19 protein-coding genes are annotated in these 26,097 nt (G+C 63.1%); 6 read left to right on the top strand and 13 right to left on the bottom strand.

Annotated elements, in window-relative coordinates; genetic code table 11:
• The first annotated feature begins 118 nt into the window (after positions 1 to 118).
• Together ppc and BM338_RS02360 are read left to right on the top strand one after the other, a co-directional pair.
• A complete protein-coding gene (gene ppc / locus BM338_RS02365) occupies positions 119 to 2,824 on the top strand; it encodes a phosphoenolpyruvate carboxylase (RefSeq protein WP_090449160.1) in 2,706 nt (901 codons plus the stop codon).
• Positions 2,825 to 2,899: 75 nt separating this feature from the next.
• On the top strand, positions 2,900 to 3,523 hold the full coding sequence (locus tag BM338_RS02360) for a TIGR00645 family protein (protein WP_090450072.1): 624 nt from the start codon (positions 2,900 to 2,902) through the stop codon (positions 3,521 to 3,523).
• A 409-nt stretch (positions 3,524 to 3,932) separates the two neighbouring features.
• On the opposite strand, the gene abc-f is transcribed toward BM338_RS02360, so the two are convergent.
• On the bottom strand, positions 3,933 to 5,807 hold the full coding sequence (gene abc-f / locus BM338_RS02355) for a ribosomal protection-like ABC-F family protein (protein ID WP_090449159.1): 1,875 nt from the start codon (positions 5,805 to 5,807) through the stop codon (positions 3,933 to 3,935).
• A 114-nt stretch (positions 5,808 to 5,921) separates the two neighbouring features.
• Positions 5,922 to 7,121 (bottom strand): methionine adenosyltransferase, encoded by a 1,200-nt coding sequence (gene metK / locus BM338_RS02350; RefSeq protein WP_090449158.1) that lies wholly within the window; start codon positions 7,119 to 7,121, stop codon positions 5,922 to 5,924.
• A gap of 364 nt (positions 7,122 to 7,485) precedes the next feature.
• On the opposite strand from metK, the gene BM338_RS02345 reads away from it, so the two are divergent.
• Entirely contained in the window at positions 7,486 to 8,190 is a 705-nt protein-coding gene (locus BM338_RS02345) for an SGNH/GDSL hydrolase family protein (protein ID WP_255367168.1), read from the top strand.
• A gap of 5 nt (positions 8,191 to 8,195) precedes the next feature.
• Here the strand turns inward: BM338_RS02345 and BM338_RS02340 are convergent, their stop codons facing one another.
• Both BM338_RS02340 and dusB read right to left on the bottom strand, forming a co-directional pair.
• Positions 8,196 to 9,113 (bottom strand): alpha/beta hydrolase, encoded by a 918-nt coding sequence (locus BM338_RS02340; protein WP_090449156.1) that lies wholly within the window; start codon positions 9,111 to 9,113, stop codon positions 8,196 to 8,198.
• A gap of 98 nt (positions 9,114 to 9,211) precedes the next feature.
• Positions 9,212 to 10,201, bottom strand: coding sequence for a tRNA dihydrouridine synthase DusB (gene dusB, locus BM338_RS02335; RefSeq protein ID WP_090449155.1), 990 nt, complete (start codon positions 10,199 to 10,201; stop codon positions 9,212 to 9,214).
• A gap of 85 nt (positions 10,202 to 10,286) precedes the next feature.
• Here dusB and BM338_RS02330 point away from each other — a divergent pair, with 85 nt between their 5' ends.
• On the top strand, positions 10,287 to 12,074 hold the full coding sequence (locus BM338_RS02330; RefSeq protein ID WP_177229203.1) for a tetratricopeptide repeat-containing diguanylate cyclase: 1,788 nt from the start codon (positions 10,287 to 10,289) through the stop codon (positions 12,072 to 12,074).
• A gap of 423 nt (positions 12,075 to 12,497) precedes the next feature.
• On the opposite strand, the gene BM338_RS02325 is transcribed toward BM338_RS02330, so the two are convergent.
• Together BM338_RS02325 and BM338_RS02320 are read right to left on the bottom strand one after the other, a co-directional pair.
• Entirely contained in the window at positions 12,498 to 14,747 is a 2,250-nt protein-coding gene (locus tag BM338_RS02325) for a TonB-dependent receptor family protein (RefSeq protein WP_090449153.1), read from the bottom strand.
• A gap of 129 nt (positions 14,748 to 14,876) precedes the next feature.
• Entirely contained in the window at positions 14,877 to 16,148 is a 1,272-nt protein-coding gene (locus BM338_RS02320) for a nucleoside permease (RefSeq protein ID WP_090449152.1), read from the bottom strand.
• A gap of 494 nt (positions 16,149 to 16,642) precedes the next feature.
• Here BM338_RS02320 and rhtC point away from each other — a divergent pair, with 494 nt between their 5' ends.
• A complete protein-coding gene (gene rhtC, locus BM338_RS02315) occupies positions 16,643 to 17,269 on the top strand; it encodes a threonine export protein RhtC (protein ID WP_090449151.1) in 627 nt (208 codons plus the stop codon).
• A 29-nt stretch (positions 17,270 to 17,298) separates the two neighbouring features.
• Here rhtC and BM338_RS02310 read toward each other — a convergent pair whose 3' ends face one another.
• From BM338_RS02310 to BM338_RS02285, 6 genes are all read right to left on the bottom strand, one after another.
• Positions 17,299 to 18,669, bottom strand: coding sequence for an FAD-binding oxidoreductase (locus BM338_RS02310; RefSeq protein WP_090449150.1), 1,371 nt, complete (start codon positions 18,667 to 18,669; stop codon positions 17,299 to 17,301).
• Between the two features lie 58 nt (positions 18,670 to 18,727).
• A complete protein-coding gene (locus BM338_RS02305; RefSeq protein WP_090449149.1) occupies positions 18,728 to 20,413 on the bottom strand; it encodes a type IV secretory system conjugative DNA transfer family protein in 1,686 nt (561 codons plus the stop codon).
• Between the two features lie 149 nt (positions 20,414 to 20,562).
• Entirely contained in the window at positions 20,563 to 22,089 is a 1,527-nt protein-coding gene (locus tag BM338_RS02300) for an XVIPCD domain-containing protein (RefSeq protein ID WP_090449148.1), read from the bottom strand.
• Positions 22,086 to 22,691 carry a hypothetical protein gene (locus BM338_RS02295; protein WP_090449147.1) on the bottom strand — a complete coding sequence of 202 codons (606 nt, stop codon included), beginning with the start codon at positions 22,689 to 22,691 and terminating at the stop codon, positions 22,086 to 22,088. Before BM338_RS02295 ends, BM338_RS02300 begins: the two co-directional genes overlap by 4 nt.
• Positions 22,692 to 22,853: 162 nt before the next feature.
• Positions 22,854 to 24,131, bottom strand: a complete 1,278-nt coding sequence (locus BM338_RS02290; protein ID WP_090449146.1) for an XVIPCD domain-containing protein — start codon at positions 24,129 to 24,131, stop codon at positions 22,854 to 22,856.
• An 80-nt stretch (positions 24,132 to 24,211) separates the two neighbouring features.
• A complete protein-coding gene (locus tag BM338_RS02285; RefSeq protein WP_090449145.1) occupies positions 24,212 to 24,721 on the bottom strand; it encodes a hypothetical protein in 510 nt (169 codons plus the stop codon).
• Between BM338_RS02285 and BM338_RS21560 the strand changes: the two genes are divergently transcribed.
• Positions 24,666 to 24,929, top strand: coding sequence for a hypothetical protein (locus BM338_RS21560; RefSeq protein WP_177229181.1), 264 nt, complete (start codon positions 24,666 to 24,668; stop codon positions 24,927 to 24,929). The two genes, BM338_RS02285 and BM338_RS21560, sit on opposite strands and share 56 nt — an antisense overlap.
• Positions 24,930 to 24,968: 39 nt before the next feature.
• Here the strand turns inward: BM338_RS21560 and BM338_RS21555 are convergent, their stop codons facing one another.
• The gene (locus tag BM338_RS21555; protein WP_218156288.1) at positions 24,969 to 26,081 is read right to left on the bottom strand and encodes an XVIPCD domain-containing protein; all 1,113 of its coding nucleotides are present in this window, start codon (positions 26,079 to 26,081) and stop codon (positions 24,969 to 24,971) included.
• Positions 26,082 to 26,097 lie beyond the last annotated feature (16 nt).

Below are 26,097 nucleotides of genomic sequence, written 5' to 3'. Positions count from 1 at the left end.
AGGCGCGGTTCGCGCACAGGGGGCGCTCCTACAGGGGCGGGAGGCGTTTGTGGCAGTGCACAAAAGCCCGGAATCTTGGAGTAGTCTTGGCCGTCCAGACATCCAATCCGTGGCATCGATGAGCCAACAACGCAGTCCTGAGTTCGCCCCGCACGACACCCCACTGCGCGAAGACGTACGCCGACTCGGCACCCTGGTCGGCAACATGCTGGCCGAACAGGTCTCGCCGGATTTCTTCGATGAAGTCGAACGCATCCGCACCGCCGCCATCGCGCGCCGCCACGAAGGCGCGCCGCTCACCTTGCTGGCGGGCTTGCTGACCGGACAGGACACGCAGCGCGCCGAAGCACTGGCTCGCGCCTTCGCCACGTATTTCCAGGCCGTCAACATCGCCGAGCGCGTGCACCGCATACGCCGCCGCCGTGACTATCAGCGCACTGACGGCGCGCCGCAGCCGGAATCACTGCTGGACGTGCTGGCGCGATTGAAAGAGCAGGGCGTCGGCGCCGCTGAACTGCTTGAATGGCTGGCGCGGTTGCGCGTGGAGCCGGTGTTCACCGCGCATCCCACCGAGGCGATGCGCCGCTCGCTGCTGGAGAAAGAACAGGCGATCGTGCGCGCGCTGATCGACAACTTCGATCCCAGCCGTACGCCGCAGGAGCGCAAGGAGGACGACGACCGCATCTTTATGGCGCTGTCTTCCGGCTGGCAGACGGCGGAGGCTTCGCCGATCCGCCCCAGCGTGCAGGACGAGCATCATCATGTCGGGTTCTATCTGGCCAACCCGATCTATCGCATCGTGCCCGCGCTCTACGAGTCGCTGGCCGATGCCTTGCAGGAAGTCTACGGCGTGGCCGTGGCGCTGCCGCGCCTACTCGCCTTCGCCACCTGGGTAGGCGGCGACATGGATGGCAACCCGAACGTGGGCGCCGACACCATCGCCGCCAGTCTGGGTACTCAGCGTGCGCACGTACTGGAACATTACGCCGCGGACATCGCCGGCCTGGCGCGTTTGCTCAGCCAGACCGAAGGGCGGGTCGCAGTGGACTCGCGTCTGGCGCAGCGCCTTGCCGACTACCGCGAGCGCTTTCCTGAAGCCGCGGCGCAAGTGCGGCCGCGCCACGCCGACATGCCCTACCGCAGCTTCCTCACCATGGTCGGCGCACGCCTGCAGGCCACCCATGATGACGACCATCCGGAAGGCTATACCTCCACCCAGGAATTGATCGGCGACCTGCAGTTGATCGCCGACAGCCTGTTCGACCATCGCGGCCTGCATGCGGGTGCTTACGCCGTGCAGCGCCTGATCTGGCGCGTGCGCACGTTCGGCTTTCATCTGGCGCGGCTGGATGTGCGGCAGGATTCGCGCGTGCACGACGACGCGCTGGCGGCGCTGACGGGTGATGCGGATTTTGTGTCGCTGAGTCCGGCGGTGCGCATCGAGCGTCTGCATGCCTATGCGAGTGGCGAGCGCGCTTTCGGGGAAAGTGGCGACGAGGGCGCCCAAGCGTTGAAAGCGGTTTTCGCTACGCTGCATGACGCGCGACAGCGCTACGGTGCCGAAGCCCTGGGGCTATACATCATCAGCATGGCGCGTTCGGCAGCGGATGTGCTGGCAGTGCTGGCGCTGGCGCGGCATGGCGGGCTGACCTCGGACGGTGGTGTGCCGCTCGATATCGCGCCCTTGTTCGAAACCGTCGACGACCTCGCGAACGCGCCGGCAACCTTGCGCGCCTTGTTCGGCGACCCCGTCTACCGCGCACATCTCGAATCGCGCGGTGGCCGCCAGTGGGTGATGCTCGGTTACTCCGACAGCGGCAAGGATGGTGGCACCCTGGCGTCGCGCTGGGGATTGCAGCGCGCGCAAGTCGAATTGCTGGAAGTGGCGGGCGAGGCGAGCGTGCGCCTGTCCTTCTTCCATGGCCGCGGTGGTTCCGCCAGCCGCGGTGGCGCGCGCATCGCCCCGGCGCTGATGTCGTCGCCGCGCGGTTCGGTCGCTGGTGTGCTGCGCGTGACCGAACAGGGCGAGGTGATACATCGCAAGTACGGCATCCGCGCGCTGGCATTGCGCAATCTGGAACAGACCGTGGGCGCGGTGCTGCGCGCCAGCCTGCGTCCGCGCGAAGTGGAGCAGCGCGAGGCGATCTGGCGCGAACGCATGGCCGCATTGTCGTCCATCAGCCGTCAGACCTATCGCGCTTTTGTGGAGCGCGACGGATTCATCGACTACTTCCGTTCCGCCACGCCGATCGATGTGATCGAACGCATGACGCTCGGTTCACGCCCATCGCGCCGCCGCAGCATGCGCGGCGTGGAAGATCTGCGCGCGATTCCCTGGGTGTTCGCCTGGACCCAATGCCGCTCCATCATCACTGGCTGGTATGGCCTGGGCACAGCGCTGGAGCACGGCGCCGCTGAATTCGGCGAAGCCGCGCTGGCCGAGATGGCGCGCGACTGGCCGTTCTTCGCCAACATGCTGGACGACGTGGAGATGGTGCTGGCCAAGAGCGACCTCGATATCGCTGAGGCCTTTTCGCGTCTCGCCGGACCGCTGCACGAGCCGTTCTTCGGCCTGATCCGCGACGAGTTCGAGCGCACCAGTCGCTGGCTGCTGCGTCTGAAGGGCAGCGACGAATTGCTGCGCGATACGCCGAAGCTGGCGGTATCGATCCGCCTGCGTAATCCCTACATCGACCCGATGAGCCTGTTGCAGGTAGATCTGCTGCAGCGCTGGCGCGCTTCCGGCAGCGAGGACGACGCGTTGCTGCGGGCGCTGGTGGCTTGTGTGAACGGCGTGTCGCAAGGCTTGCAGAACACGGGCTGAGCCAGGGCCGGATACGTATTGCGTAATTTCTTGCGGAGCCGCTAGGCTGGCTGATCTCCAACCGCACAGATGCTTATGCAACCCTCGAATAACCCGCGTCTCGGCCCACTGCCGTTCCTCATCTTCAGCTCGCGCTGGCTGCAGTTGCCGCTCTACCTCGGCCTGATCGTGGCCCAGTGCGTCTATGTCTTCTTGTTCGGCAAGGAGCTGTGGCACTTGATCCACGAGGCGCCGAAGCTGGGTGAGCAGGAAATCATGCTGATCGTGCTCAGCCTGATTGACGTGGTGATGATCTCCAACCTGCTGGTGATGGTGATCGTGGGTGGCTACGAGACGTTCGTGTCGCGCCTGGGTCTGGAGAATCACCCCGACCAGCCGGAGTGGCTGTCACATGTGAATGCGTCGGTGCTGAAGGTGAAGCTGGCGATGGCAATCATCGGCATCTCTTCCATCCATCTGCTGAAGACTTTTATCGCTGCTGGCTCCCTGCGAGGGCTGCCGTTTTGTTCGGCGGACGTGTTGGCCGCCATCGCGGAGAACGCAGGTGGTGGTGCTGCACTCAAGTGCGCCACGCTGACGCCGGAAGGCGTGATGTGGCAGACCATCATCCATGTGGTGTTTATCGGTTCGGCGATTGGTATCGCGTGGACGGATCGTTTGATGCAGTCGCACGCGGCGAAAGTTCGCGACTCGCATTGATTGCGCCCTTTGCTCACTCTTCGGGAAAGGGCTGGGGGTGGGATGCTGCCCTTGTGATATCCCCACCTACTCGTCATTCCGACGAAGGCCGGAATCCAGTGCCTTATCGCTCGGTTGTCGCGTTTGCGTGCCCTGGCTCGCCTGCCGCGGGCTTCCGAACCGCTGCCGCGGCTCGGGTCACTTTCTCTTTGCTGGCCCAAAGAAAAAGTAACCAAAGAGAAATGGCCTGAGAGCAGGCGGCGTGCTTCGTGGCTGCACCTTTTCCAGTGTCAGGCGTCGGGATAGTTTTCTTCCGGCCCCTTCGTCTATCTCGGCGACGCGCAACATCTCCCTCTCCCCTTCGGGGAGAGGGTTGGGGTGAGGGGCGGGTGCTCGCGATAACGCTTCTACTGGCCGCTCGAGCGCACGACTAACCATCCAACTCCGACCACCGCGCATACGCGTGGTCGAGTTCCGCCTGCACCTTTGCCAGTGCTTCATTGGCTTGCAGGATGGTTGCGCTGTCTTGTTGATAGAACGAGGGGGCGTTCATGGCTTCGGCTCGCGCTGCGACATCCGCTTCGAGTTGTTCGATGCGTGCGGGGAGTTGTTCGAGTTCGCGCGCATCCTTGAAACTCAGCTTGCGCTTGGGTGCTACCGGGGTGGCTGGAGTCGGCTCGTTGCGCACCAGGCCCGGCTTGGCCACGGCAGCAGCGAGTTCAGCCGCCGCCGCGGGGCGCTGCCGCAGCCAGTCGCTATAGCCGCCCACGTATTCGCCGATCTGGCCGTTGCCTTCCAGCACCAGTGTGCTGCTGACGACGTTATCGAGGAATTCGCGGTCATGCGAGACCAGTAGCAGGGTGCCCTGGTATTCGGTCAGCAATTCTTCCAGCAGTTCCAGGGTCTCGACGTCGAGATCGTTGGTCGGTTCGTCCATCACCAGCAGATTCGACGGCTGCGCAAACAGCTTGGCCAGCAGTAGGCGGTTGCGTTCGCCACCGGAAAGGCGGGTGATCGGTGCGCGTGCGCGTTCCGGTGAGAACAGGAAGTCCTGCAGGTAGCCGATGATGTGTTTGCGCTGGCCGTTGAGTTCGATGTACTCGCGGCCTTCGGCCACGTTGTCCAGCGCGTTGAGCGTGTCGTTGAGCTGCACGCGGTGCTGGTCGAAGTAGGCGATCTGGATGCCGGTGCCGATGCTCGCTTCGCCGCGCTGCGGCTTGAGGTCGCCGAGCATGATCTTCAGCAGCGTGCTCTTGCCGGCGCCGTTCGGACCGATAATGCCGACGCGGTCGCCGCGCATGATGGTGGTGGTGAGGTCGTCGATCAGCACACGGCCACCGTAGGCTTGGTGCACATGCTCCAGGTCGATCACCTTCTTGCCGGAAGACTGCGCATTGGCGAGGGTCATCCTGACCGAACCCACCAGATTGCGGCGCTCGGCGCGCTCGTTGCGCAGGGCCTTCAGTGCGCGCACGCGGCCTTCGTTGCGAGTACGCCGGGCCTTGATGCCCTGGCGGATCCACACTTCTTCCTGCGCCAGTTTCTTGTCGAATAGCGCGTTGGCCTGCGCTTCGGCGTGCAGGCGCTCTTCGCGGCGGCGCAGATAGTTGTCGTAGTCGCCGGGCCAGCTGGTGAGCTGGCCGCGATCGATCTCGACAATGCGTGTCGCCAGCGAGCGCAGAAAGCTACGGTCATGGGTGATGAACACGATGCTGCCGGCGAACTGCTTGAGGAAGTTCTCCAGCCAGGCGATGGCCTCGATATCGAGGTGGTTGGTCGGCTCGTCCAGCAGCAGCACGTCCGGCTTGCGCACCAGCGCCTGCGCCAGCAGCACGCGACGCTTCATACCGCCCGAAAGCGCGGCGAAATCGGTGTCGGCCGGCAGTTCCAGCTTGGTCAGCACTTCGGTGACGCGGCGGTCGAGATCCCAGCCATGCTGGGCTTCGATCTGCGTCTGCACTTCGCCCAATGCGTCGAAGTCATGCTCGGCCAGCAGGTGGTGGTAGCGCGCCAGCAAATGGCCGAGATCGCCGAGGCCTTCGGAGACCACGTCGAACACGCTGCCGGACGTATCCTGCGGCACCTCCTGCGCCATGCGGGCGACGACCACGCCACTCTGCACACGCACTTCGCCGTCGTCGGCTTTCAACTCGCCGGCGATCAGTTTCATGAGGGTGGATTTGCCTTCGCCGTTGCGACCGACGATGCACACGCGCTCGTTCGATTCGATCGACAGATCGACATGTTCGAGCAGGAGGGGGCCGCCGATACTGAAGTCGACGCGCTGAAGCTGGATCAGGGACATGGCTACATTCTAGTGGATGCGCGGACTTTCCCCGCGTGGGTTACAAACAAAAACCCCGCGGCAAGCCGCGGGGTTTTATAGGCTGGCAAGCGAAAGCTCGCTCGCGCTTCGCCCTTACTTCAGCTTGGCATCCGCGCGCAGCGCCTCGGCCTTGTCCGTCTTCTCCCAGGAGAAAGCGGTGTAGGTCTTGCCGTCCGGACCCTTCACTTCGTACGGGGTGCGGCCGAAGTGACCGTAGCTGGCGGTCTGCTGGTACATCGGGTGCACCAGGTCGAGCATCTTGATGATGCCGTACGGGCGCAGGTCGAAGTGCTTGCGGATCAGCTTCTCGATCTTCTCGTCGCTGATCTTGCCGGTGCCGAAGGTGGTGACCGAAATCGAGGTCGGCTCGGCCACGCCGATGGCGTAGGAGACCTGCACTTCGCAACGGTCGGCGATGCCGGCGGCGACAATGTTCTTCGCCACATAGCGCGCCGCATAGGCGGCCGAACGGTCGACCTTGGACGGATCCTTGCCCGAGAACGCGCCGCCGCCATGACGGGCCCAGCCGCCGTAGGTGTCGACGATGATCTTGCGGCCGGTCAGGCCGCAATCGCCCACCGGGCCGCCGATCACGAACTTGCCGGTCGGGTTGATGTGGAACTTGGTGCCCTTGTGCAGCAGCTTGGACGGCAGCACCGGCTTGAGGATGTGCTCGCGCACAGCCTCGACCAGGTCCTTCTGCTTCACGCTCGGATCGTGCTGGGTCGACAGCACCACCGCGTCGATGGCGACGGCTTCGCCGTTCTCATAGCGCAGGGTGACCTGGCTCTTGGCGTCCGGGCGTAGCCACGGCAGCGGCGAGTTCTTCTTCTTGCGGACCTTGGCCTGCTGCTCGACCAGGCGGTGCGAGTAGTAGATCGCCGCCGGCATGAAGTCCTTGGTCTCGTTGGTGGCATAGCCGAACATCAGGCCCTGGTCGCCAGCGCCCTGTTCTTCCGGCTTCTTGCGGTCCACGCCTTGGTTAATGTCCGGCGACTGCTTGCCGATCAGGTTCAGCACGCCGCAGGTCTCGCCGTCGAAACCGACGTCGGAGGAGTCATAGCCGATGTCGACGATGACTTTGCGGGTCAGCGCTTCCAGGTCGATCCAAGCGCTGGTGGTGATCTCGCCGGCGACGATGGCCACGCCGGTCTTCACCATGGTCTCGCAGGCCACGCGAGCACGCGGATCCTGCGCGAGGATCGCGTCGAGGACGGCATCGGAGATCTGGTCGGCGACCTTGTCCGGATGGCCTTCGGAGACCGATTCGGAAGTGAAGAGGAAGTTGCTCATCGCGGGTTATATCCTTCCTTACGGATAGAGAGATGAAAGAGGTCCGCCATGATACATGCCGTGCCCCGGTTTTGCAGCTACAGCATGTGGGCCGGAGATGACGATTTCATGCCGATTCAGCCGTTTGGACGGCCATGAGGCCGGCGCCAGGCCCAAAACGGGCCGGCTTAAAGCGCCGGAGAATAGCTCAGACGGATCGCAATGCCGCTGCGATCAGGGCTGGATCCATCGGCCAGATCCACGCCGGCCAGGGTGTCCCGGGGCGAAAGCCGTCCGGGCGGAGCCGATGGCGACAGCAAGGCACGGCGATAGGGGAAGGCATAATCGATCGGCGACCCCGTAGAAAGCCGAAGAGGTGACGACAGTGCGATGGTTCAACAGCGCGGATAAGCGCTGGATGCTGATGTTGGCGTGGCTGCTGCTGGCGGTGACAACCGCCACGGAAGCGAGAGAGGTTGGCCCCTCACAATGGCATGACGCGATGGATGCCTTCGCTGCACAGGATCAGGCGCACCCGCCGCCGCAAAAAGCGGTGCTCTTTATCGGTAGCTCGTCGTTCAACTACTGGCACACGCTGGCGCAGGACTTTCCGGGCATCCCGGTCATCAATCGCGGTTTCGGTGGTTCGGTCATCGCTGACAGCACTTATTACGCCGACCGCATCGTGTGGCCTTATCACCCGCGCCTGATCCTGATGTACGCCGGCGACAACGACATCGCCGAAGGCGCGACACCGGAGCGTGTGCTGGCCGCGTTCCAGGCCTTCGTGGCAAAGGCGCGCAAACGTTTGCCCGACGTGCCGGTGGTTTATGTGTCGATCAAGCCCAGCGTGGCGCGTTGGGCGCTATGGCCGCTGATGCACGAGGCAAATGAAAAGATCCGCGCGTGGGCGGCGACGCAGCACGGGCTGCGCTATGTCGATATCGGCCCCGCCATGCTCGATGCGCAGGGCAAGCCACGGCCCGAGCTGTTCATCGCCGACGGCTTGCATATGACCCCGGCGGGCTACGCGTTGTGGATTGCCGCGCTCAAGCCGGTGCTGGCCGAGTACGGCTTCCACACGCGCTGACTGTGTCAGCGCGCTGCCGTCGCGCTGCTCGCCGCCGGATGTGAGCGGATAAAGCGCATCACGTCGGCCAGGGTCGGCGCATCGCCGCGTAGCGGGTGGGATAGCGCAAAGACCAAGGAGTTGTGGCCCAGGCCCGGATACAGATCCAGCGTCACGTTCTCATGCTGTGCCTGCAGGGCATGGGTCAGCGAGATAGCGTTGGAGGGATCGACCTCGTGATCGGCGCTGCCCTGCAACAGCAGCATGGGTGGTTCCTTGCCGCGCACGAAGCGCACCGGTTGTGCGCGAGCCTGCTCTGCGGCATCGCGACCGAAGATAGCGAGCATGTCTTTTTCCCTGGCGGGAATCGGCATGAAGTCGTAGCAGCCCGCCAACCCTATAAAGCCGGCGAGATCGGCGGGATGCATGCCATACGGCGCCAGCCATGACGGATCTGTGGCCAGCAAGGCGCCGATCTGGCCGCCGGCCGAGTGACCCATCACGAATACTTCATCAGCGTCGCCGCCCAGCTCTCTGGCGTGATCGTGCGCCCATGCCAGCGCACGGGCCGCGTCCTGCATGAAGCCATCCATGGTGACCTGCGGATATTTGCGGTAGTCCGGAATGACGGCGATGGCGCCTTCATTCGCCAGGGCGGTGCCGACGAAGCGATACCAGGCGCGCTCGCCGCGCACCCAGCTGCCGCCGTAGAAAAACACCACGATCGGTGCATGCACGATGCCGACAGGTCGATAGACGTCCAGACGCAGTTGGTGTGCCGCGTCGAACACAATGTCACGCGAGGCATCGATGCCCACGCGGCGATCAGTGGCATTCAATCCGGCGAACAGGCTGGCTTCGCAACCGCCAAGCAAGAGCGCACAAGCCAGCACGGCGAGACGCAGCAGGATGAGCGAGTGGTGAGTACGGGAACGGATAAGCATCGGGCCAAGGGAAAGGCAAAGCCCCGATGATGCATGGATCGGTGTCGCAAGGGTTTGCGCGGAATTGGTGTGTAGGAGCCCACCCTGTGGGCGACCACTCAGGCAGCAACCTGCAAGCCTTCCGCCACCTGCACATCGAAATACTCACGCGTCAGCCGTAGCTGCTCCTCCGCCGTCTCCGCCCGGTTCACCACGTGACGGAAGGCGGCATTCTCCGGGCGATCCTTGGCATACCAGCCGAGGTGCTTGCGGGCGATGCGCACACCCTGCAACTCGCCATAGAACGCGTACAGCTGCTCGAGATGGTCGACCAAGATCGCGCTGACTTCGGCCGGCGTCGGCTCCGCCAGCATCTGGCCGGTGGCGAGGTAGTGCGCCACTTCGCGGAAGATCCACGGCCGCCCTTGCGCGCCACGGCCGATCATCACCGCGTCGGCACCGGTCACGTCCAGCACGTGCTTTGCTTGCTGCGGTGTCATGACATCGCCGTTGGCGAGTACGGGGATACGCACCGCGCGTTTCACCGCGGCAATCGTTTCGTACTCCGCCTCGCCTTCGTATTTATCAGCGCGGGTGCGGCCATGCACAGCGAGTGCGGCAATACCGGCGTCTTCGGCGATGCGCGCGATGATGAGCGCGTTCTTGTTCTGGCGATCCCAGCCGGTGCGGATTTTCAGCGTTACCGGCACGTCCACCGCATCCACCACTGCCTTCACGATGCGCGCCACCAGCGGCTCATCCTGCAGCAGAGCGGAGCCGGACCACACGTTGCACACCTTCTTGGCTGGGCAACCCATGTTGATGTCGATGATCTGGGCGCCATTGTCGGCGTTGTAGCGTGCCGCCTCGGCCAGCATGCCGGGGTCGTAGCCGGCGATCTGCACACTGACCGGCTCCGGCTCGCCGGCATGGTCCATGCGGCGCAGCGATTTGCGGGTCTGCCACAGGCGCGGATCGGACGCCGTCATCTCCGACACAGCCAGACCCGCGCCCAGCCGTTTGCACAGCAGGCGGAAAGGCTTGTCGGTGACGCCGGCCATGGGGGCGAGCACCACGGGCGGGTCGATGCGGTAGGGGCCGATCTGCATTCGCCTAGTGTACCGGTGACGGCACTTGTGCGCTGCGTCACATGTTTCGATGATGGTGGCGATTGGCACTTGTTGGGGGAATGAGTTGCCGGGTCGCGGGGGTTTCATCGTGGTGGTGTGGTTGCTCGCGGCGTTGGCGCATGCCGACGGCGTACAGGAGCGCTATGCCCAGCGTTACCGCGCGGTGAGCGATCCGCACGGCCTGATCGAGGACGTGCGCAAGCAACTCGATACACACAGCGAAACACCGCCCCCGGCGCAGGAGCGCGAGCTGCTCTGGCTGATGGGCAACGCCGCGATCAACGGCAACGACGATGCCGCACTGGCCGAGGCGACCCTGCGCCTGGACAGCCTGGCCGCCGCGCGTGACGACACCGTCGCTTCGGCCGCGGCCGGTTTCCTGCGCTCGCGCCACGATATCGAGAATGGCGATGGCGACGGCCTCAGCGAAGCGCTGAGAGCGGCGGCGAAGATGCAGGATCTGCATGATCCCGTAGTCGCAGCCTGGGCCAAATTTGCGTTGTGTGATTCGTATACCCTGGTGGAAGACGCGCGAAACGGCCTGCCGCTATGCCAGCAAGTGCAGGCGAATTACCGCGAGCTCGGCGATACCTGGGGTCTTGCCGAAGCGGAAAACGACGAGGGCGCCAACCTTGCCACCCTGAATCGCGCGGCGGAGGCGGCCAAAGCCTACGAGCGTTCACGCGCGCATTTCCGCAGCGTGGGTGCCGACCAGCTGGTGGTGATGGTCGGCGACAACCTGGCGCGGATGTATCTCGACCTGGGGCGCGCTCATGAAGCGCTGGCCTTGTCACAGGCGTCACTGGCGCAGGAGCAGGCGGCCGGGCGCGTCAGCGACGCTTTGCTTTCGCGCGCGAACATTGCGCGTGCCTATGAGGCGATGGGGCGGCGCGGTGATGCGCTGGAGCAAATGAAAACCACCATCGCCGACGCCCAGGCCGCCGGCAAGGACGGCCTGCTGCCTGATTTGCTGCAGACCCGTAGCGGCATGGCTGAGAAGGCCGGCAACAGCGCGCTGGCGCTGGCAGACGCGCGCGAAGTGATCCGCCTGTTGGCCGACCGCCGTTCGCCGGCTCTTCGCTCCACCGAGTCCGCGCTGGAAGCGCGCTATGTGACACGCGAGAAAGAGCTGCGCATCCGCGACCTGGAGCATCAGAACCGCCTGAAAGACCTGGCGTTGAAAGCGGCACAGGCCGAAGCGGAGCGGCAGGACGAGGCACGCCGTCGGCAAGCGCTGAGCGGCCTGATCGCCAAGTTGATTGCCGGTGGCGTGATCCTGATCGCGGTGTTGCTCTATTTGCTATTGCGTGCGCAGCGCCGGCATGCGGTCGAATTGCGCGATCAAGCACTGCGCGATCCGTTGACCGGCATCGGCAATCGCCGCGCTTTTCTGCAACGCGCCTCGGCACTAGTGCAGGACCGGGGCGATCCGCGTCAGGCATCGCATGTGCTGATGCTGATCGACTTCGATCATTTCAAGCGCATCAACGATAGCGCGGGCCATCCGCAGGGTGACCGCGTGTTAGCCGTCGTGGTGGATTACATGCGCGAGACGGTCGGCAAGTTTGGCCATCTGGCGCGTATTGGCGGTGAGGAGTTTGCGGTGTTGTGTCCGCGGTTTGGGGCGGAGGCGGGGTTGCGTCTGGCTGAGGTGTTGCGCGCTGGTGTGGCTGCGTTGCCGTTGCCGCCGGATGTGCCGGTGGAGCATGTGACGGTCAGTATTGGCCTGGCGTTGTTGGATGGGGTGCGGTGTGGTGATTTGGATGGGTGGATGAGGGCGGCGGATGCGGCGCTTTATGCGGCGAAGTCGTATGGGCGGGATCGGGTGGTGGCGAGTGCACTCGTGTCTTGATCCTTCTCCCTCTCCCAGCAGAGATGGCCTTGGTCCTTGCGATACCGTCTCTACTTCGTCATTCCGGCGAAGGCAGGGATCCAGAGTGGTGCGCTTCGGTTGTCGCGTCTGCATGCTCTGGCTCGCCTGCCGCGGGCTTCCGAACCGCTGCCGCGGCTCGGGTCACTTTCTCTTTGCTGGCCCAAAGAGAAAGTAACCAAAGAGAAATGGCCTGAAGAGCAGGCGGTGTGCTTCGTAGCTGCGCTTTTTCCAGTGTCAGGCGTCGGGATGGCTCTCTTCTCGGCCTGATGGTCTAGTCATCATCACCGCATCGAGCTTTTGCCCCCTCCCCTGCTTGCGACGCGAAGCTAGTCCCGTGGGACAGGGGAGGGTTGGGGAGGGGTAAGGCTCTTGAGACAGCCTTACCTACTTCAATGGCATCGCTTAAAAATCCACAGAAGCCTGCACGAAATACGTGCGCGGCTGCCCTACGTACAACCCGTTGTTGTTGTCTGTGGAGCGGGTGAAGTAGCGGCGGTCGAAGAGGTTTTTTACGCCGACAGCAAGTTTGAGGTAGGAGAGCGAGGGGCCGAAGCGGTATTCGGTGCGGGCGTTCCAGGTGGTCCAGCCGGGGATATCGCCGTAGTCGCCAGCGGGCGTGCCGATGGTGATGTAGTCGGCGGGTTTGGTGGGGTCGAAGCTGGGCGTGCCGGGGGAGTGTTGGCGCGATTGTGAGAACGCGTCCAGGTTGAAGGCCCACTGTGCGTGTTCGTAGCGCAGGCCGAGGTTGGCGGTGCGGCGGGAGTAGAAGGGCAGGTCGCGGCCGGCGAAGGAGCCGTAGTTGTAGGTGGCTTTGGTGAAGGTGGCAGTGCCCCACAAGCTGAGGCCGCGCAGGCGTTCGTCGAGGGTGGAGAAGTCGAGGTGTGCGGCGGTTTCCAGGCCCTTGTGGGTGGTGGCGCCGAGGTTGGTCCAGCCGTCGTGGGAGTTGGCGACGTTGGCGATCTTGCCGACCAGTTGCAGCTCATGATCGAAGTTGATGCGGAACGCAGTGGCTTCCGCACCCCACACGCCATTGTCGTAGCGCGTGCCGATTTCGTAGGTGCGCGCCTTTTCCGGTGCGAGGCCATCGGCGAACTGGTTCTGTGCGTTCTTCTGGCCGATCTGGAAGTACTGCAGGCTGCCGAAGGAGGTTTCGGCGTCGGCATAGAGCTTCCACTGCTCGGACAGGTGATAGACCACATTGAGCGACGGCAGCGGCTTGGAATATTTTTCGCGCCGGTAGGTGGGACCTTTCACGATGACGGTGGCATCCGGCAGCGCCTGCCACCAGGTGTTGATGCGCTCGTAACGCAGGCCGGGCGTGATGGTCCAGTGGCCGGCGTTGATGGTGTCGTCGATATAGAAAGCGTGCGCTTCGGTGCCGCCAATGTTGTTGCCGGTGCGCACATAGAGTCCGCCGTAAGGGGAGGTATCGAACGGTCCGCTCTCAAAGGGTGTGTAGTAGAGCGGCGAGGTGTACTGGTTGTTGCGCAGGGTGCGCTCGTGCATCGCTTCGTTGAGGTAGCGGTAGCCCACGCTGATTTCGTGCTTCCAGTCACCCAGGTCGAACAATTGCGAATAGCGCGGCTCGATGGCGAAGGTGTGGTAGTTGCGCGGGTAGGCGTTGAGCTGGTGCGAGTACTGCCCGGTCTTGCTGTTCAGCGCGATGGTTTCGATATGGCTGCCGCGGAAACTGTCGGTGTAGTAGGCCTGCACCTCGAAACTGCGGCGGTCGTCGACATGGCTGTACTTGAGTACGGCGTCCTTGCGCAGGCCGCGGAAGTCGTCGAACGGACGGCGCGACTGGAACGGATCGGCGTTGTAGTCGGCCTGGCTCAGCCCGCCGGGCATGTCCGCCTGCCCGCGGTAGTAATGCAGGCTGCCGCTCAGCGTGTCGGTGGGACTGAAGGCGTAGCGCGCCTTGAGCATCACGTCGTCGATGTTGGTCTGGTTGTGGCGCTCGCGGTAGCCCGGGCCTTTCACGCCGGAATAGAGCAGGGCGATGCCCAGCCCCTGCGCGGTGGTGCCGCCCACGAAGGCGTTGCTCTGGGTCAGGATGCCGCCATGTGCGCCACCCTGCAGCATCACGCCGGCCGTGCCGCCGAAGGTTTCCGGAATCTCGCGCGTCACGAAGTTGATGATGCCGCCCACGTTCTGCGGCCCGAAGCGCACCGAACCGCCGCCACGCACTACGTCAATCGCGTCCAGGTTGCCGACCGCCATCGGCATCATCGACACCTGCGGCTGGCCATAGGGCGCCACCGCCATCGGTACGCCGTCCAGCAGGATGGTGGAGCGTGGCGACAGCCGCGCGGTAAGGCCGCGCACGCCGACGTTGAGCGAGATATCGCTGCCGCCGGTGCCGTTGCTTTCCTGCACTTGCACGCCGGGGATGCGGCGCAGCATGTCGCGCACCTGCGTGGGCGCCGCCTCGATGATCTGCTCGCGACGGATCACGGTGCGGGCGCCGGGGTGGTTCTGCACATCGCGGCTGGTGGCATCGCCCAGCCAGTCGCCGGTGACGTGGACGCCTTCGAGATTGGTGGCGGCCGGCTTGTCGCCACGCTGGGTGTTGTCGACGGGAGCGGTCTGGGCGTAGAGCGGGGCGGCGCTGGCCAGCAGGGCCAGAGCGATGGTGCGGGAAAGAGACGGCATGAGCGGCTTCGGGGAAGGGCAAAGCATGCAGTTTAAATGAGAATAATTATCATCTCAAATTCTTGCGATGCCCTAAAAGAAAAGGGCCGCAGCGGATGCGGCCCTTTCCTGAAAAACCCGGGCGGTCGCTCAGTGGGCGGCGTTGCGTGCCGACGCGCCCTGCACGGCCGCCGGGTCGTGCTTGTGCTTGAACAGGAACACGAACAGCACCGCCACCACCAGCGAGTACAGCGAGAAGGTGGTCCAGATGCCGTGCCAGTCCTTACTGTTGTCAGGGCGGGTGAAGAAAGCCTCGATCACCAGGCCGCTGATCGAGCTGCCCAGCACGGCGCCGACGCCGTTGGTCATCAGCATGAACAGGCCTTGCGCGCTGGCGCGGATCGACGGATCAGCCTGGCCCTCCACGAACAGCGAGCCGGAGATATTGAAGAAGTCGAAGGCCATGCCGTACACGATGCACGACAGCACGATCATCCACAGCCCCGCGCCCGGGTCGCCGTAGGCGAACAGGCCGAAGCGCAGCGTCCACGCCAGCATGCTGATCAGCATCACCGTCTTGATGCCAAAGCGCTTCAGGAAGAACGGAATTGCCAGGATGAACAGCGTTTCCGAAATCTGCGAGATCGACATGATGATGGCCGGATAGCGCACCGCTATCAGGTCCTTGAACTCTTCGTGCTTGGCGAAATCGTGCAGGAAGGTATCGCCGTAGGCATTGGTCAGCTGCAGCGCCGCGCCCAGCAACATCGCGAAGATGAAGAAGACAGCCATCTGCGGATTGCGAAACAGCGCGAACGAGGTCAGGCCCAGCGTATCCAGTAGCGACTGGTGTTCCTTGCGCTCGAACTTCGGCGGGCACTTGGGCAGGGAGAAGGCATAGAGACCCAGCACCAGCGCCGCGCCGGAAGCCACGAAGAACTGGCCCTCGGTGGTTTCCAGATGCAGCAGGCTCACCGTCCACAGCGCCGCGATGAAACCCACCGTGCCCCACACGCGGATCGGCGGGAAGTCCTTGATGATGTCCTTGCCGTCGCCCTTGAGCGCGTTGTACGCCACCGCAATAGAGAGCGAGATGGTGGGCATGTAGAACATCATGTTGATCAACATCACCCAGAACATCAGCCCGGGCGAATTGATCATCGGCACGATGAACAGCACGATGGCGCCGCCGATATGCAGCAGGCCATAGAGCTTTTCCGCGTTGATCCATTTGTCGGCGACCACACCCATGATCGAGGGCATGAACAGCGAGGCGATGCCCATGGTGGAAAAGATCGCGCCGAACTGCGCGCCCGACCATTGCTTGTTCTGGAACCAGTAGGCGCCGATGGTCAGCAGCCACGCACCCCACACAAAGAACTGCAGGAAGTACATGATGATCAGGCGGAGTTTGATGCTCATCAGGGTGTCTTGATCCAATGAATGCGGTAGCTTTTACGCGATGGCCACACCGGGCACACGGACGCCGGGCAGCCAACCTTGCTGGTCCCGCCCGTTCCGGCGACTCGGTATTCCCCCTAAGAGCCTGTCCTCATAGTCTGCATAGCCCGCGTTGCTTGTCGGTGGGCGCCAGCCGGTGGTGCGTGGTGCAGCGCATGGCTGGCTGCCAGGCCAAACCGCGCGGCACCGGCTGGCGCCCACCGACAAGCAACCCTTCGGGCCGGGTCTGTTTGCCCGCAATCCTGCGTCATCACTCGGTTGTGTACGGACGTACACGCCCTCGTTCTTCCTGGTCTTGCGTGCAAACAGCTCCCGGCGAGGGCCATGCAGACTATGAGGACAGGCTCTAAAGTGGCCGTGGAAAGCCAAAACGTTGGCAGCGTAGAGGAATCGGCTCCGTCGCGACAAGTTGCGGGGCCGCAAATATCTAGTGATTCACTGTGTCGGAGCGTCCCATGAGCCTGTTCCTGACTATCGCCTTCGTCCACCTGATCGCCCTGATCAGCCCGGGGCCGGATTTTTTCTTTGTCTCGCAGACTGCGGTGAGTCGCAGCCGCCGACAGGCGCTGTTCGGCGTCGCCGGCATCGCGCTCGGCGCGATGGTGTGGTCGGCGCTGGCGCTGCTTGGCCTGCAACTGTTGCTGCACCGCCTGGCCTGGCTGGGCCGCCTGATGGCCGTGGCCGGCGGGCTCTACCTGGCCTGGATGGGTGTGAAGATGCTGCGCGGCGCCTGGCGCGCGCCGGCCGGCGGCCCATCGATGACACCCCAGGTCGAGCGCAGCGACTTCGCCACGCTCCGTGCCGGCCTGCTGACCAACCTCGCCAATCCCAAGGCCGTGGTGTACTTCGGCAGCGTGTTCTCCGCCCTGATCGGCGACGGCGCCAGCGCCGCCACCCGCTGGGGTCTGTGGACGCTGGTCGCCGCCGAAACCTTCCTATGGTTCACCGTGGTCGCGGCGTTCTTCGCCCTGCCGGCCATGCGGCGCGGCTACCTGCGGCTGTCGCGGTGGATCGATGGCGTGGCGGGAGCAGTATTCGTCCTGTTCGGCCTGCACCTGATCATCAACCGCCAAACCCGCTGATTACCTGTAGGAGCGCACCCTGTGCGCTTCTACGGCAGCAGCTTTCCCGGATTCAAAATCCCGTCCGGGTCGAACGCAGCCTTGACGTTGTGCATCAGTCCCAGCGTTGCCGGCTCCAACGCGAGCGGCATGAATTCGCGCTTGATCAGGCCGATGCCGTGTTCACCGGACAGGGTGCCTTCCAGGCGGATCACCAACGCGAACACTTCAGCGAGGCAGGCATGCGCACGTTCGCGCTCGGCGTCATCGCGCGGCAACAGGTTCACGTGCAGATTGCCGTTGCCTGCATGGCCGAAGCTGACGATCAGTACGTCGTGCTTGGCCGCAAGCTGCTTGATGCCGTCCACCAGTTCCGGCAAGTGGCTCACCGGCACCACCACATCTTCATTGATCTTGTTCGGCGAGATGGTGCGCTGTGCGGGTGATAGTGCCTTGCGCGCAGACCACAGTGCCTGAGTTTCCTCCGCGGTCTGGGCGACTTTGAGTTCTTCCAGCCCATCGCCGCGCGCCGCGCACGATACGCCCTCCACCGCGCTGGGCAGCGTTTCCGGTTCGCCGTCGACTTCGATCATCAACATCGCGCCGGCCAGCGGCACGCCGTCGCCACCGTAGTCGTGGGCCAGCTTCAGTGCGACGTCATCAATAAACTCCAGTGCGCATGGCGTGACGGGTTGGGCCATGATGCGTGCCACCGCGCGCGCAGCGGCGCCAACGTCGCGATAAGTAGCGCGCAATGTGCGCAGCCCGCTCGGCTTCGGCGTGAGTTTCAGCGTGGCTTCGGTGATCAGCGCCAAGGTGCCTTCGGAACCGATCAGCAGACGGGTAAGGTCGTAACCCGTGGAGCCCTTGCTGGTGTAGGTGCCGCAGCGAAAGCCTGCGCCCGTGCCAGCCACCGCGCGCAAACCCAGAGTGTTCTCACGCGGACTGCCGTACTTCACCGTGCGCGGTCCCGCCGAATTACAGGCCAGGTTGCCGCCTATGCTGCACCAGGGCGACGAGGTCGGGTCGGGTGGCCAGAAGAAACCATGCGGCTTCAGCGCGTTCTGCAGGTCGCCATTGAGTACGCCCGGCTCGACCACCGCCAGGCGGTTATCCGGATCGATGCGCAGAATGCGGTTCATCCGCTCAAAGCTCACCACCACGCCACCTGCCACCGGTACCGTGGCGCCGGTGGTATTAGTGCCGCGTCCGCGGGCCACTACCGGAACGCGATGTTCGCGGCATGCGCGCACCAGCGTTTCGACTTGCTCATGTGTGGTGGGAAACACCACCGCATCGGGCAGTGCGTTGCGGCGCGAGTTGTCGTAGGCGTAAGCGAGGCGCTCACCTTCCTCCACCGACAGGGCGTCGGCGGCAAAAGTGGCGCGCAGGGTATCGAGCAGGGCGGAAGGCAGCGTCATGAGCCAAGTCTAGCTCTGAAGCTGCCCCGGGGCCGTGGCGCCCATAAGGGCGCCAGGTTCAGATGGCCAGAACGGGAATGTCCACCTTCGGCAGCAGGCGGGCGGTGAAGTACTTGTCCTGGTAGTAGCGGATCTTTTCGCACATCACTGGATGGGGGATGCCTTCATAGAGGAAGACCTCCTTGTCCGTACCCATCGCCTTCAGTTCCTGCGGCAGCATCAGGGCGCGGCGTTCCTCGGTCTGGCTGCGCGACACGTCGCCACGACCCTTGCCGCGCGTGACGTTCTCCTTGCGCACGGTGGTGTAGCCGAGCATGTCGGAGTAGTCGTTGGCATCCTGCTGTTCGCGCGGCGCGTAGATGATCTGCAACGCATGGTTGGTGATCAGCGTGCGCGAGACATCCTTGCCGTAGGTGGCGTCCAGCTGCGCCATGCTCTGGATGATGGGCAGCAGGCGCACGTTGTAGCCCGCCATATACGACACCGCCGTAGCGATGATTTCCACCTTGCCGATCGAGGTGAATTCGTCCATCAATAGCAGGCACTGGTGCTTCAGCGCAGGGTTGTTCTGCGGCAGCTCCTTGGTGTTCTGGTTGATCAACTGGCTGAAGAACAGGTTCACGATCAGCCGGCTCTCAGCCAGCTTGTTGGGCTGGATGCCGATGTAAATCGTCATGCGCTTCTTGCGCACATCGGTCAGCAGGAAATCGTCCTCGCTGGTGGCTGCGTCCAGCACCGGGTTGATCCATGCGTTCAACGGCTCCTTGAAGGTGCCTAGGATGGAGGCGAAGGTCTCGTTGGCCTGCGAAAGCAGATTGGCGAAAGCAGATTGCGCATGACCGCTGAGGAACGGCTGCTGCGACATCATTTGATAAAGCTGGCGAAGATCCGTACCGTCGCCGGAAGAGAGGCGATAGACCATGCCCAGCGTCGGCTTGTCCCGCAGCATCAGCGGAAAACCTTTCTTCTCGTCGTGCTCCCATTTCTCAAACATATACAGGGTGAAAGCCATGAATGCATTGCGTGCCTGGCTCACCCAGAACTTCTGATCGTCCGAGCCATCGGGATACAGCATCGCCGCGATGCTCATCAGATCCGATACACGGAAGGCCGGGTCACTCGACACATAACTCAACGGATTCCAGCGATGCGAGCGCCGGTCTTCCGCGAACGGATTGAACAGATAGATTTCCTGCCCCTGGCTGGCGCGCCAGCCGCTTGTCAGTTCGTAGTTCTCCTGCTTGATGTCCAGAACGACCATCGACTCCTGGTACTCGAGCAGGTTGGGAATCACCACGCCCACGCCTTTGCCTGAGCGCGTGGGCGCAGCGAGGATCACAAACTGCTGGCCGCTCAACCGCACCAGATCGCCCTTGTACTTGCCGACCAGAACGCCGTTGTCTGACGGCTTGAACATGCCGTGCTTGCTCAAGTCGCCGGCGTTGGCGAAGCGAGCGTCGCCGTGCATGGATTGCTTCTTGCGCTTCACCAGGAAGTACAGGGCGATCAGCCATAGGAGAAGCGGAATGCCAAAGCCGATAAAGCCGGCGGCCTGAATGCGCAATAGGTAAGGCTGATACTGAGGCAGATTGAGAGAGCGAAGGTAGTTCCAATACAGGCCGAAACCGAGGTCGTGTTGCCCCAGTCCCAGGAAGAGCAGGGTTAGAAATCCGGAAAAATACTCGCCTACCGCCACGGCGGCCACTGCGAGGCCTACCGCACAAATCCATCGGCTCTTGCTCATTAGATCTACCCTGTCGAGATTTCTTGGCGGGACAGGCCGTCGTAGCCTATCCATTTCCTGCCGCGAAGCGAGCGGGCCACGGTGGCTCCGCCCGCTTCGTCGTTTCCTTCTTCGTACGCTTACTTTGACATGCCAAGATTACCCGCGTGCTATGCGGTTCGCCCCGGCATGGCCTGGGATTGCGACTGCTCCTGAGCGATCTGGGCAGCATGCCGTTCCCTGGCTTCATGAGCGGCTTGTACCCAGGCCAAGCTGCTTTGCTCCACCGAAGTGTTGACCGCCTGTTGCGTCGACACTTCGGCGATGCGCCTGAAAGGCGATTGTGGATCACCTTGTATGGCATAAGCGCTGGACCGATCATCACTTAGCGAAATCAGATCGATCTGTTCCATGCCATGCCTCCGGGCCGCGACTACCAACGTCGCCGCCAGATTGTCACTCAACTGGTCAGGGGCGCGGCGATGTTGCGCGTCCAGGTGATGCACGGCTCCGAGCACCTGGCGATACATGGAGTGATCAGGATGCGTAGTGCTGTCCAGGCGGGCGGGTGGCGTCTTCGGGTCAGGTGCGTGCTCGAACCATGAGCCGGGATGCCGTAAGACATCCAGCGCGTGGGAGGCCCGGTCTCTCAGGGACTCGGCGGCATGCTCGATGGCATGTGCTCCCTCAGAGATCTTCTCGCCTACTGCTTTACCTGCCTCCTCCAGCGTCTGTTCGACGCGATGGACCGTTTCCTTCACTTTCTCGGCGACCTGGTGAATATGCTCGTTGGCTACTTCGCGGACGATCTCGTACGTCTTGGCGATCCGCTCGCCAGCGGTGCGGCCAAAGTCTTCCGCGGTGTGGACGATCGCCTTGGGCAGCTCCCAGGAAACCGAGAGCCCGGTGCGAGCCAGCATGATGTCGTCACGGTAGCGGTCGATCATGCCGTGGTGGGCGCGATAGCGGGCGGCGTCCTCAGCATTCATGATCGAGGCGCCGTGCTCCTGGTTGTCCGGCGCGAAATTGGTGATGCGATGCGCGTCGAAGCTGATGCCCTTGATCGGATTGCGCAGGCTTAGCGGGCCACCGTCGTCGCGGTATCCCGCCTTGGTTAGTTGATCGATGTCTTCCTGGGTGGCATAGACGCGCACCTCGCCGAAATGGCGGCTGGCCGCACTGACGAAATCGGTGGCACGCACGTGATCGATCACCTGCGAACCGCCCTCAGGAATGTCGTACAACAGCCCCGCTGCACCATAGGCATTGAAGGTCTCACCGTGCAGGCCGAGCCGGTAAGCCGTGATCTCAGCGAGGGTGCCGCCCAGTGAGTGGCCGGTGACGGTGACATCCAGCGGATGCCCATATTGCGGCTCACGGTCTTTCGCCATGGCCGTGACTTGCTTGGCGAAGTCCATGGCGTCGTCGGCCTGCGAGTTGTAGCCAGTGAAGACCATGCCGCCATCCGCGATCACGCCATCGCGCAGCGGCTCGCGACCGAACTCGGTGCCGCGGCTGGCGATGACGATCTCGCCGGTGTCGATGCGTTGATAGGCGGTGCCCTGATAACCAGACGGACGGTCCACATGGGCGATGGCTTTGTACTGCACGCTATCGATGTAGAAATTTTGCTCCAGCGCGCGGTCGTTATAAGCATCCTTGGCGAGTTCGGCGTAGTCCATCGAGCGCAGGGTCATGGGAAGACCTCCCTGGCTTCGAGCGTCACCGAGAAGAAGTCATCGCGGTGCGCCTTGATGTGATCCGACAGCGGAACGCCCGCGAAGACCGAATCCTTCACGCTGTTGTGCGAGTAGTTGCCCTTGTAGAAATAGAGCGTCTTGCGTTCCTGCGCCACGAGCTCGTCAAGGCTGAGGTCGGGTGAGAAGGTGGCCTCCTTGCCCTGCAGGCGGCCGATAGCGGACACCAGCGACCACTTGCAGATGCCAAGACCGTAGTAGTCCTCGTTCTGCAGCAGATCGGCATAGACGACGCCCTTGTAGACGTTGTCGGAGACACGCTCGAAATGAATCGGCGGGTCGGTCATCGGGTGCTTCTTGGCGCCGCTGATCGGGTCCTGCATGGGCAGGCAGCGGTCATCGAGCACTTCGTACTGCATGAAACCGGTCACGGTTTCGAACGGGCCGGGCGCACCTTCGATGGTCATAGTGACCTCGTAGCGCATCTGCGGATGCGGGTTCTGCTTGATGTCAGGAGTATTCATGGGCGAACCATAAGTGGAGGTGGCGAGAGTCAGAGCGAGGGCGAGCGCCGCGGAGGGCGTAGATCGCTTGCTTGGCATAAGGTTTTCCTTCTGGACACACATCGTCTTCGCGGAACGGTTGCGCTAATAGCGGCAATTCGTTGCGCAGGAGCGATGGCCGATGGATGACGGGCATGCCGAAGGAGCCGGTTTGACCAGCTCCTTCGGTGCGTGACTTGGCCAATGAAAGGGCCATGCGCGCTACATGCCGTGCGTCTGCGCTTGTGCTTGCGTCTGCTGTGACTGCTGAGGCTGGGTGGTCTGCTGTTGCTTCGCGGCCTGTTCCCACATCTGGCTGCTTTGTGCGATGGGAGTATCAAGTGCCTGCGTAGTGGGTACGCCCGCCACCTGCTTGAACGGAGAGTTCAAGGCGCCCTGCGCCGCATAGATATGTGATGCGTCCTGCCCCGGGACCACATGGTCGATCCGCGAAAGGCCGTGTTCGCGCGCTGCCACGACCAAGGCTGCGGCAAGTTGTTCGCTGCGTGTGTCGGGAGCGCGGCCGTGCTGTGTGTCCAGTTTGTGCACGCCATCCAATGCTTGCTTGTACAGCTCATGGTCGGGATGGCGGGAGTCGTTGAGTTGGGGTTTGGATGCCTGCGCCAACTCATGGATCTTGGCCATGGTCTGCTTGCCAGCCACGCCATCCGGAGTCAGGCCATGGGCGCGCTGGAAGTCTTCGACCGCATGTTTGGTATTGGGGCCGAAATGGCCATCGGCTTTCAGGGGCGGTTGCTTGCCGCCATAGCCGAGCGTGTGCAGTTGATCCTGCAATTCGCGTATGGCGGGTCCTTGGTCCTTTTCGCGCAACGATGCGCCAGTAGCGTGGTGTTCGCTCTTGGAAGGGACTGGAGCGGAAGGCGCGTGCGGCAGGCCTACCTGACCCTTGGTCAGTCGCTCCATCACTTCAGGCGTTAGCTTCTTTTCCCATTCGGCAAAGCGCGTCTCGCGATCCGCCAGGCCGTTGAGCTTGCCGTTGACGGCGCGGGTTGCGGCACGAACATCTTCGTGCGCCTTTTCCGGTACGCGATTTTCCCAGTACCACACCGCAATCTTGGCGGCATTCTCGGGTTGGGCGGCCAGCTCCGGATGCTTGACCAGATCCAGTTGCAGCGCCTCGCCCGCAGCGCGGTAATTGTCCTTGCCGGTGAGCTGGATGTAGCCGCGGCCGTGATACTTGTAGCCGTCACCCGGCTCGTCATTGCCGTTGCGACCGCCGTACATCAGTTCGGCCAGATGCTCCGGCTTGCCTTGCAGAGCTTCCTTACGCGCTGATTCCAGCGCGGCTTCGCCCTGACGCCACGCCGACTCCACCGGAATCTGGTTGACGCTCTTGGTGTAGCGGAAACTTTCGTCCAGACGGTTCAGTCCGTTGGATTCATGGGTGACTTGCGCCATGAAATTCGCCAGCTCTCGGGGTGACGTGATCCCGGCCGCGACGGCGTCGTTCAATACCTGTGCTTCTCGATCCATAGCCATGGTTACAACTCCTGGTTGGCTTCTTTAAGAGCGACTTCATTCCATGTCTTTGCTCATGCCGCCTGTCCTGGCGGCATGCTTCAGGGCAATACGACCTCGGGCAGCTTGGCCGGGTCGAAGTCCTTGAAAGTGATGCTGCCGAAATCCTTCGGCGTGAGTTCGAGCGTCTTGTGCGCTTCGGTGTCCTGGTCGGTGACGCGGCGCGTGGCCTTGTCCAGTAACCAGTCCTTGCGATCCGCCGAGTACTTGAAGGTGAATTCGTCGCTCCAGTGCTCGCGACTACCGCCGCCATTGCGGACGGTGAACTGGCCGGGCTCCACGCGGACAAAACCGTACGGGTCTCCCGATACGCCGCCGCAGGTCGCACACGGCACTACCTTCTGGTTGCTGGCGGCTTCATGAAGCTGGTCATCCTCGCCGCGGATCAGCACCAGCACGGTGCGCGGCGCGCCTTCGCCGAGCTTCTGCGAACTGTCGGCGGGCGGGTCGAGCACCAGCAGAACATCAGGCTTGCCGTCGTTGTTGAGGTCGCCCGTGAGCGAGTCCATGATGCGGGCGCCATTCGTGGCGAATGCCTTCAAATCGTCCATCTTGGATCCTTGCGATGCAGAAGCCGAAGCGGCGGGGGCGGGGGAGGCAGCCGCCTTTGGCGCTGCCGTGGTTGCCGTAGATGGCGCGGAGGAGGTGGGAGGCTGGCCCGAGGCGGAATTGCTGTCGTTGCAGGCGGCAAGCGCCAGCGTGGCGATGGCCGTGGCCAAAAGTGATGCTCGATGCCTCATGGTGAAACTCCTGAAATAAAAGGAACTACAGCAATCAAAATGCCGCCATGTCCGCGCCTCACACGGTGTGAGCTTGGGACTGCTGCTGTGCTTGCTGATGAGGTTGGCTTGTCTGCTGCACCGATGACTGCTGGAGTTTTTCCCATTGCTGGCTGCTAAACGCCATCGGTGTCTCCAGTCCTGTCGTCGTGGGCACGCTGGCAACACGCTTGAATGGTGAATCGAGCAGCCCCTGCGCGGCGAAGACATGTTCTCCGTTTGTACCGAGGACAACCAGATCGATCCTGCTGAGGCCTTCTTGTTTAGCGGAAACCGTCAGTGCGGCGGCTAGTTGCTCGCTGCGCATATCGGGAGTTCGGCCATGCTGGGCATCAAGCTTGTGTACGCCGTCCAGCGCCTGTCGGTACATGGCGTGATCGGGATGGGCGGAGTCATTGAGCAGTGGCGCAGGCCCCATCTGGGCGTGCCGTTGGCGCAAGGTCTCGCTCAGCTTCTCCAGGGTTTGCGGTCCGGCGAGACCGTCGATCTTCAGACCATTCGTTCGCTGGAAGGCTTCTACGGCATGTCGTGTATCCGGGCCGAAGTGCGCATCGTCCTTGAGAGGCTTGCCATCGCGTCCCTCGTAGCCGAGTTCAGCCAGTTCGCGTTGCAACGCGCGCACCGTTTCACCCTGGCTGCCATGGCGCACCACACTATCTGGATGGCTGGGTATTGCCGTACCTTGCCGGGCCGGCGGATGGATCGGAGCATCATGGGTGCGCTGGGCCCAGAATGTCTCCGGATTGACCGGATGTCCCTGGCTGTCCTTCATCTGGTAGTGCACATGCTGCGCATACTGCGTCGCGCCGTGCGGGCCGCGGCCGCCCATGGCGCCGATGACGTCGCCGGTTTCGATACGCTGGCCGACGGTCACGGATTGGCTTTGCGTGTGCAGAATTTCGTGACTATTGCCCTCGGCATCGCGGATCTTGATCGTGCCGTACTGCCCGCCCACAAAGGTCACCACACCGGCCACCGGAGAATGCACGGTCGGGTGTTCCAGGTTTGCACCTTGCTGGCCGCCCTCGTAATTGAAATCCGAGCCGCCATGCGGGCCATTGGCGCGGTGCTCACCGTAATGGCCGGTGATGTGGGCCGAATGATTGCCCTGCCGAGGCAGGATGGTGTTCATCACGTCTTGATACGGC

Source organism: Dyella sp. OK004 (genome assembly GCF_900114495.1).
Taxonomy (GTDB): Bacteria; Pseudomonadota; Gammaproteobacteria; order Xanthomonadales; family Rhodanobacteraceae; genus Dyella_D.
This window is presented reverse-complemented; position numbering and strand designations above follow the sequence as displayed.

Bases quoted from the DNA above. Each gene is read 5' to 3' on its own strand.
- BM338_RS02300 (WP_090449148.1), bottom strand. From the start codon at position 22,089: ATGACCCTGCGCTCGATGGACTACGCCGAACTCGCCAAGGATGCTTAT.
- BM338_RS02320 (WP_090449152.1), bottom strand. From the start codon at position 16,148: ATGAGCATCAAACTCCGCCTGATCATCATGTACTTCCTGCAGTTCTTT.
- dusB (WP_090449155.1), bottom strand. From the start codon at position 10,201: ATGCAGATCGGCCCCTACCGCATCGACCCGCCCGTGGTGCTCGCCCCC.
- BM338_RS02360 (WP_090450072.1), top strand. From the start codon at position 2,900: ATGCAACCCTCGAATAACCCGCGTCTCGGCCCACTGCCGTTCCTCATC.
- ppc (WP_090449160.1), top strand. From the start codon at position 119: ATGAGCCAACAACGCAGTCCTGAGTTCGCCCCGCACGACACCCCACTG.
- BM338_RS02340 (WP_090449156.1), bottom strand. From the start codon at position 9,113: ATGCTTATCCGTTCCCGTACTCACCACTCGCTCATCCTGCTGCGTCTC.
- BM338_RS21555 (WP_218156288.1), bottom strand. From the start codon at position 26,081: ATGAACACCATCCTGCCTCGGCAGGGCAATCATTCGGCCCACATCACC.
- abc-f (WP_090449159.1), bottom strand. From the start codon at position 5,807: ATGTCCCTGATCCAGCTTCAGCGCGTCGACTTCAGTATCGGCGGCCCC.
- BM338_RS02290 (WP_090449146.1), bottom strand. From the start codon at position 24,131: ATGGCTATGGATCGAGAAGCACAGGTATTGAACGACGCCGTCGCGGCC.
- BM338_RS02325 (WP_090449153.1), bottom strand. From the start codon at position 14,747: ATGCCGTCTCTTTCCCGCACCATCGCTCTGGCCCTGCTGGCCAGCGCC.
- BM338_RS02305 (WP_090449149.1), bottom strand. From the start codon at position 20,413: ATGAGCAAGAGCCGATGGATTTGTGCGGTAGGCCTCGCAGTGGCCGCC.
- BM338_RS02310 (WP_090449150.1), bottom strand. From the start codon at position 18,669: ATGACGCTGCCTTCCGCCCTGCTCGATACCCTGCGCGCCACTTTTGCC.
- rhtC (WP_090449151.1), top strand. From the start codon at position 16,643: ATGAGCCTGTTCCTGACTATCGCCTTCGTCCACCTGATCGCCCTGATC.
- metK (WP_090449158.1), bottom strand. From the start codon at position 7,121: ATGAGCAACTTCCTCTTCACTTCCGAATCGGTCTCCGAAGGCCATCCG.
- BM338_RS02295 (WP_090449147.1), bottom strand. From the start codon at position 22,691: ATGCCAAGCAAGCGATCTACGCCCTCCGCGGCGCTCGCCCTCGCTCTG.
- BM338_RS02285 (WP_090449145.1), bottom strand. From the start codon at position 24,721: ATGGACGATTTGAAGGCATTCGCCACGAATGGCGCCCGCATCATGGAC.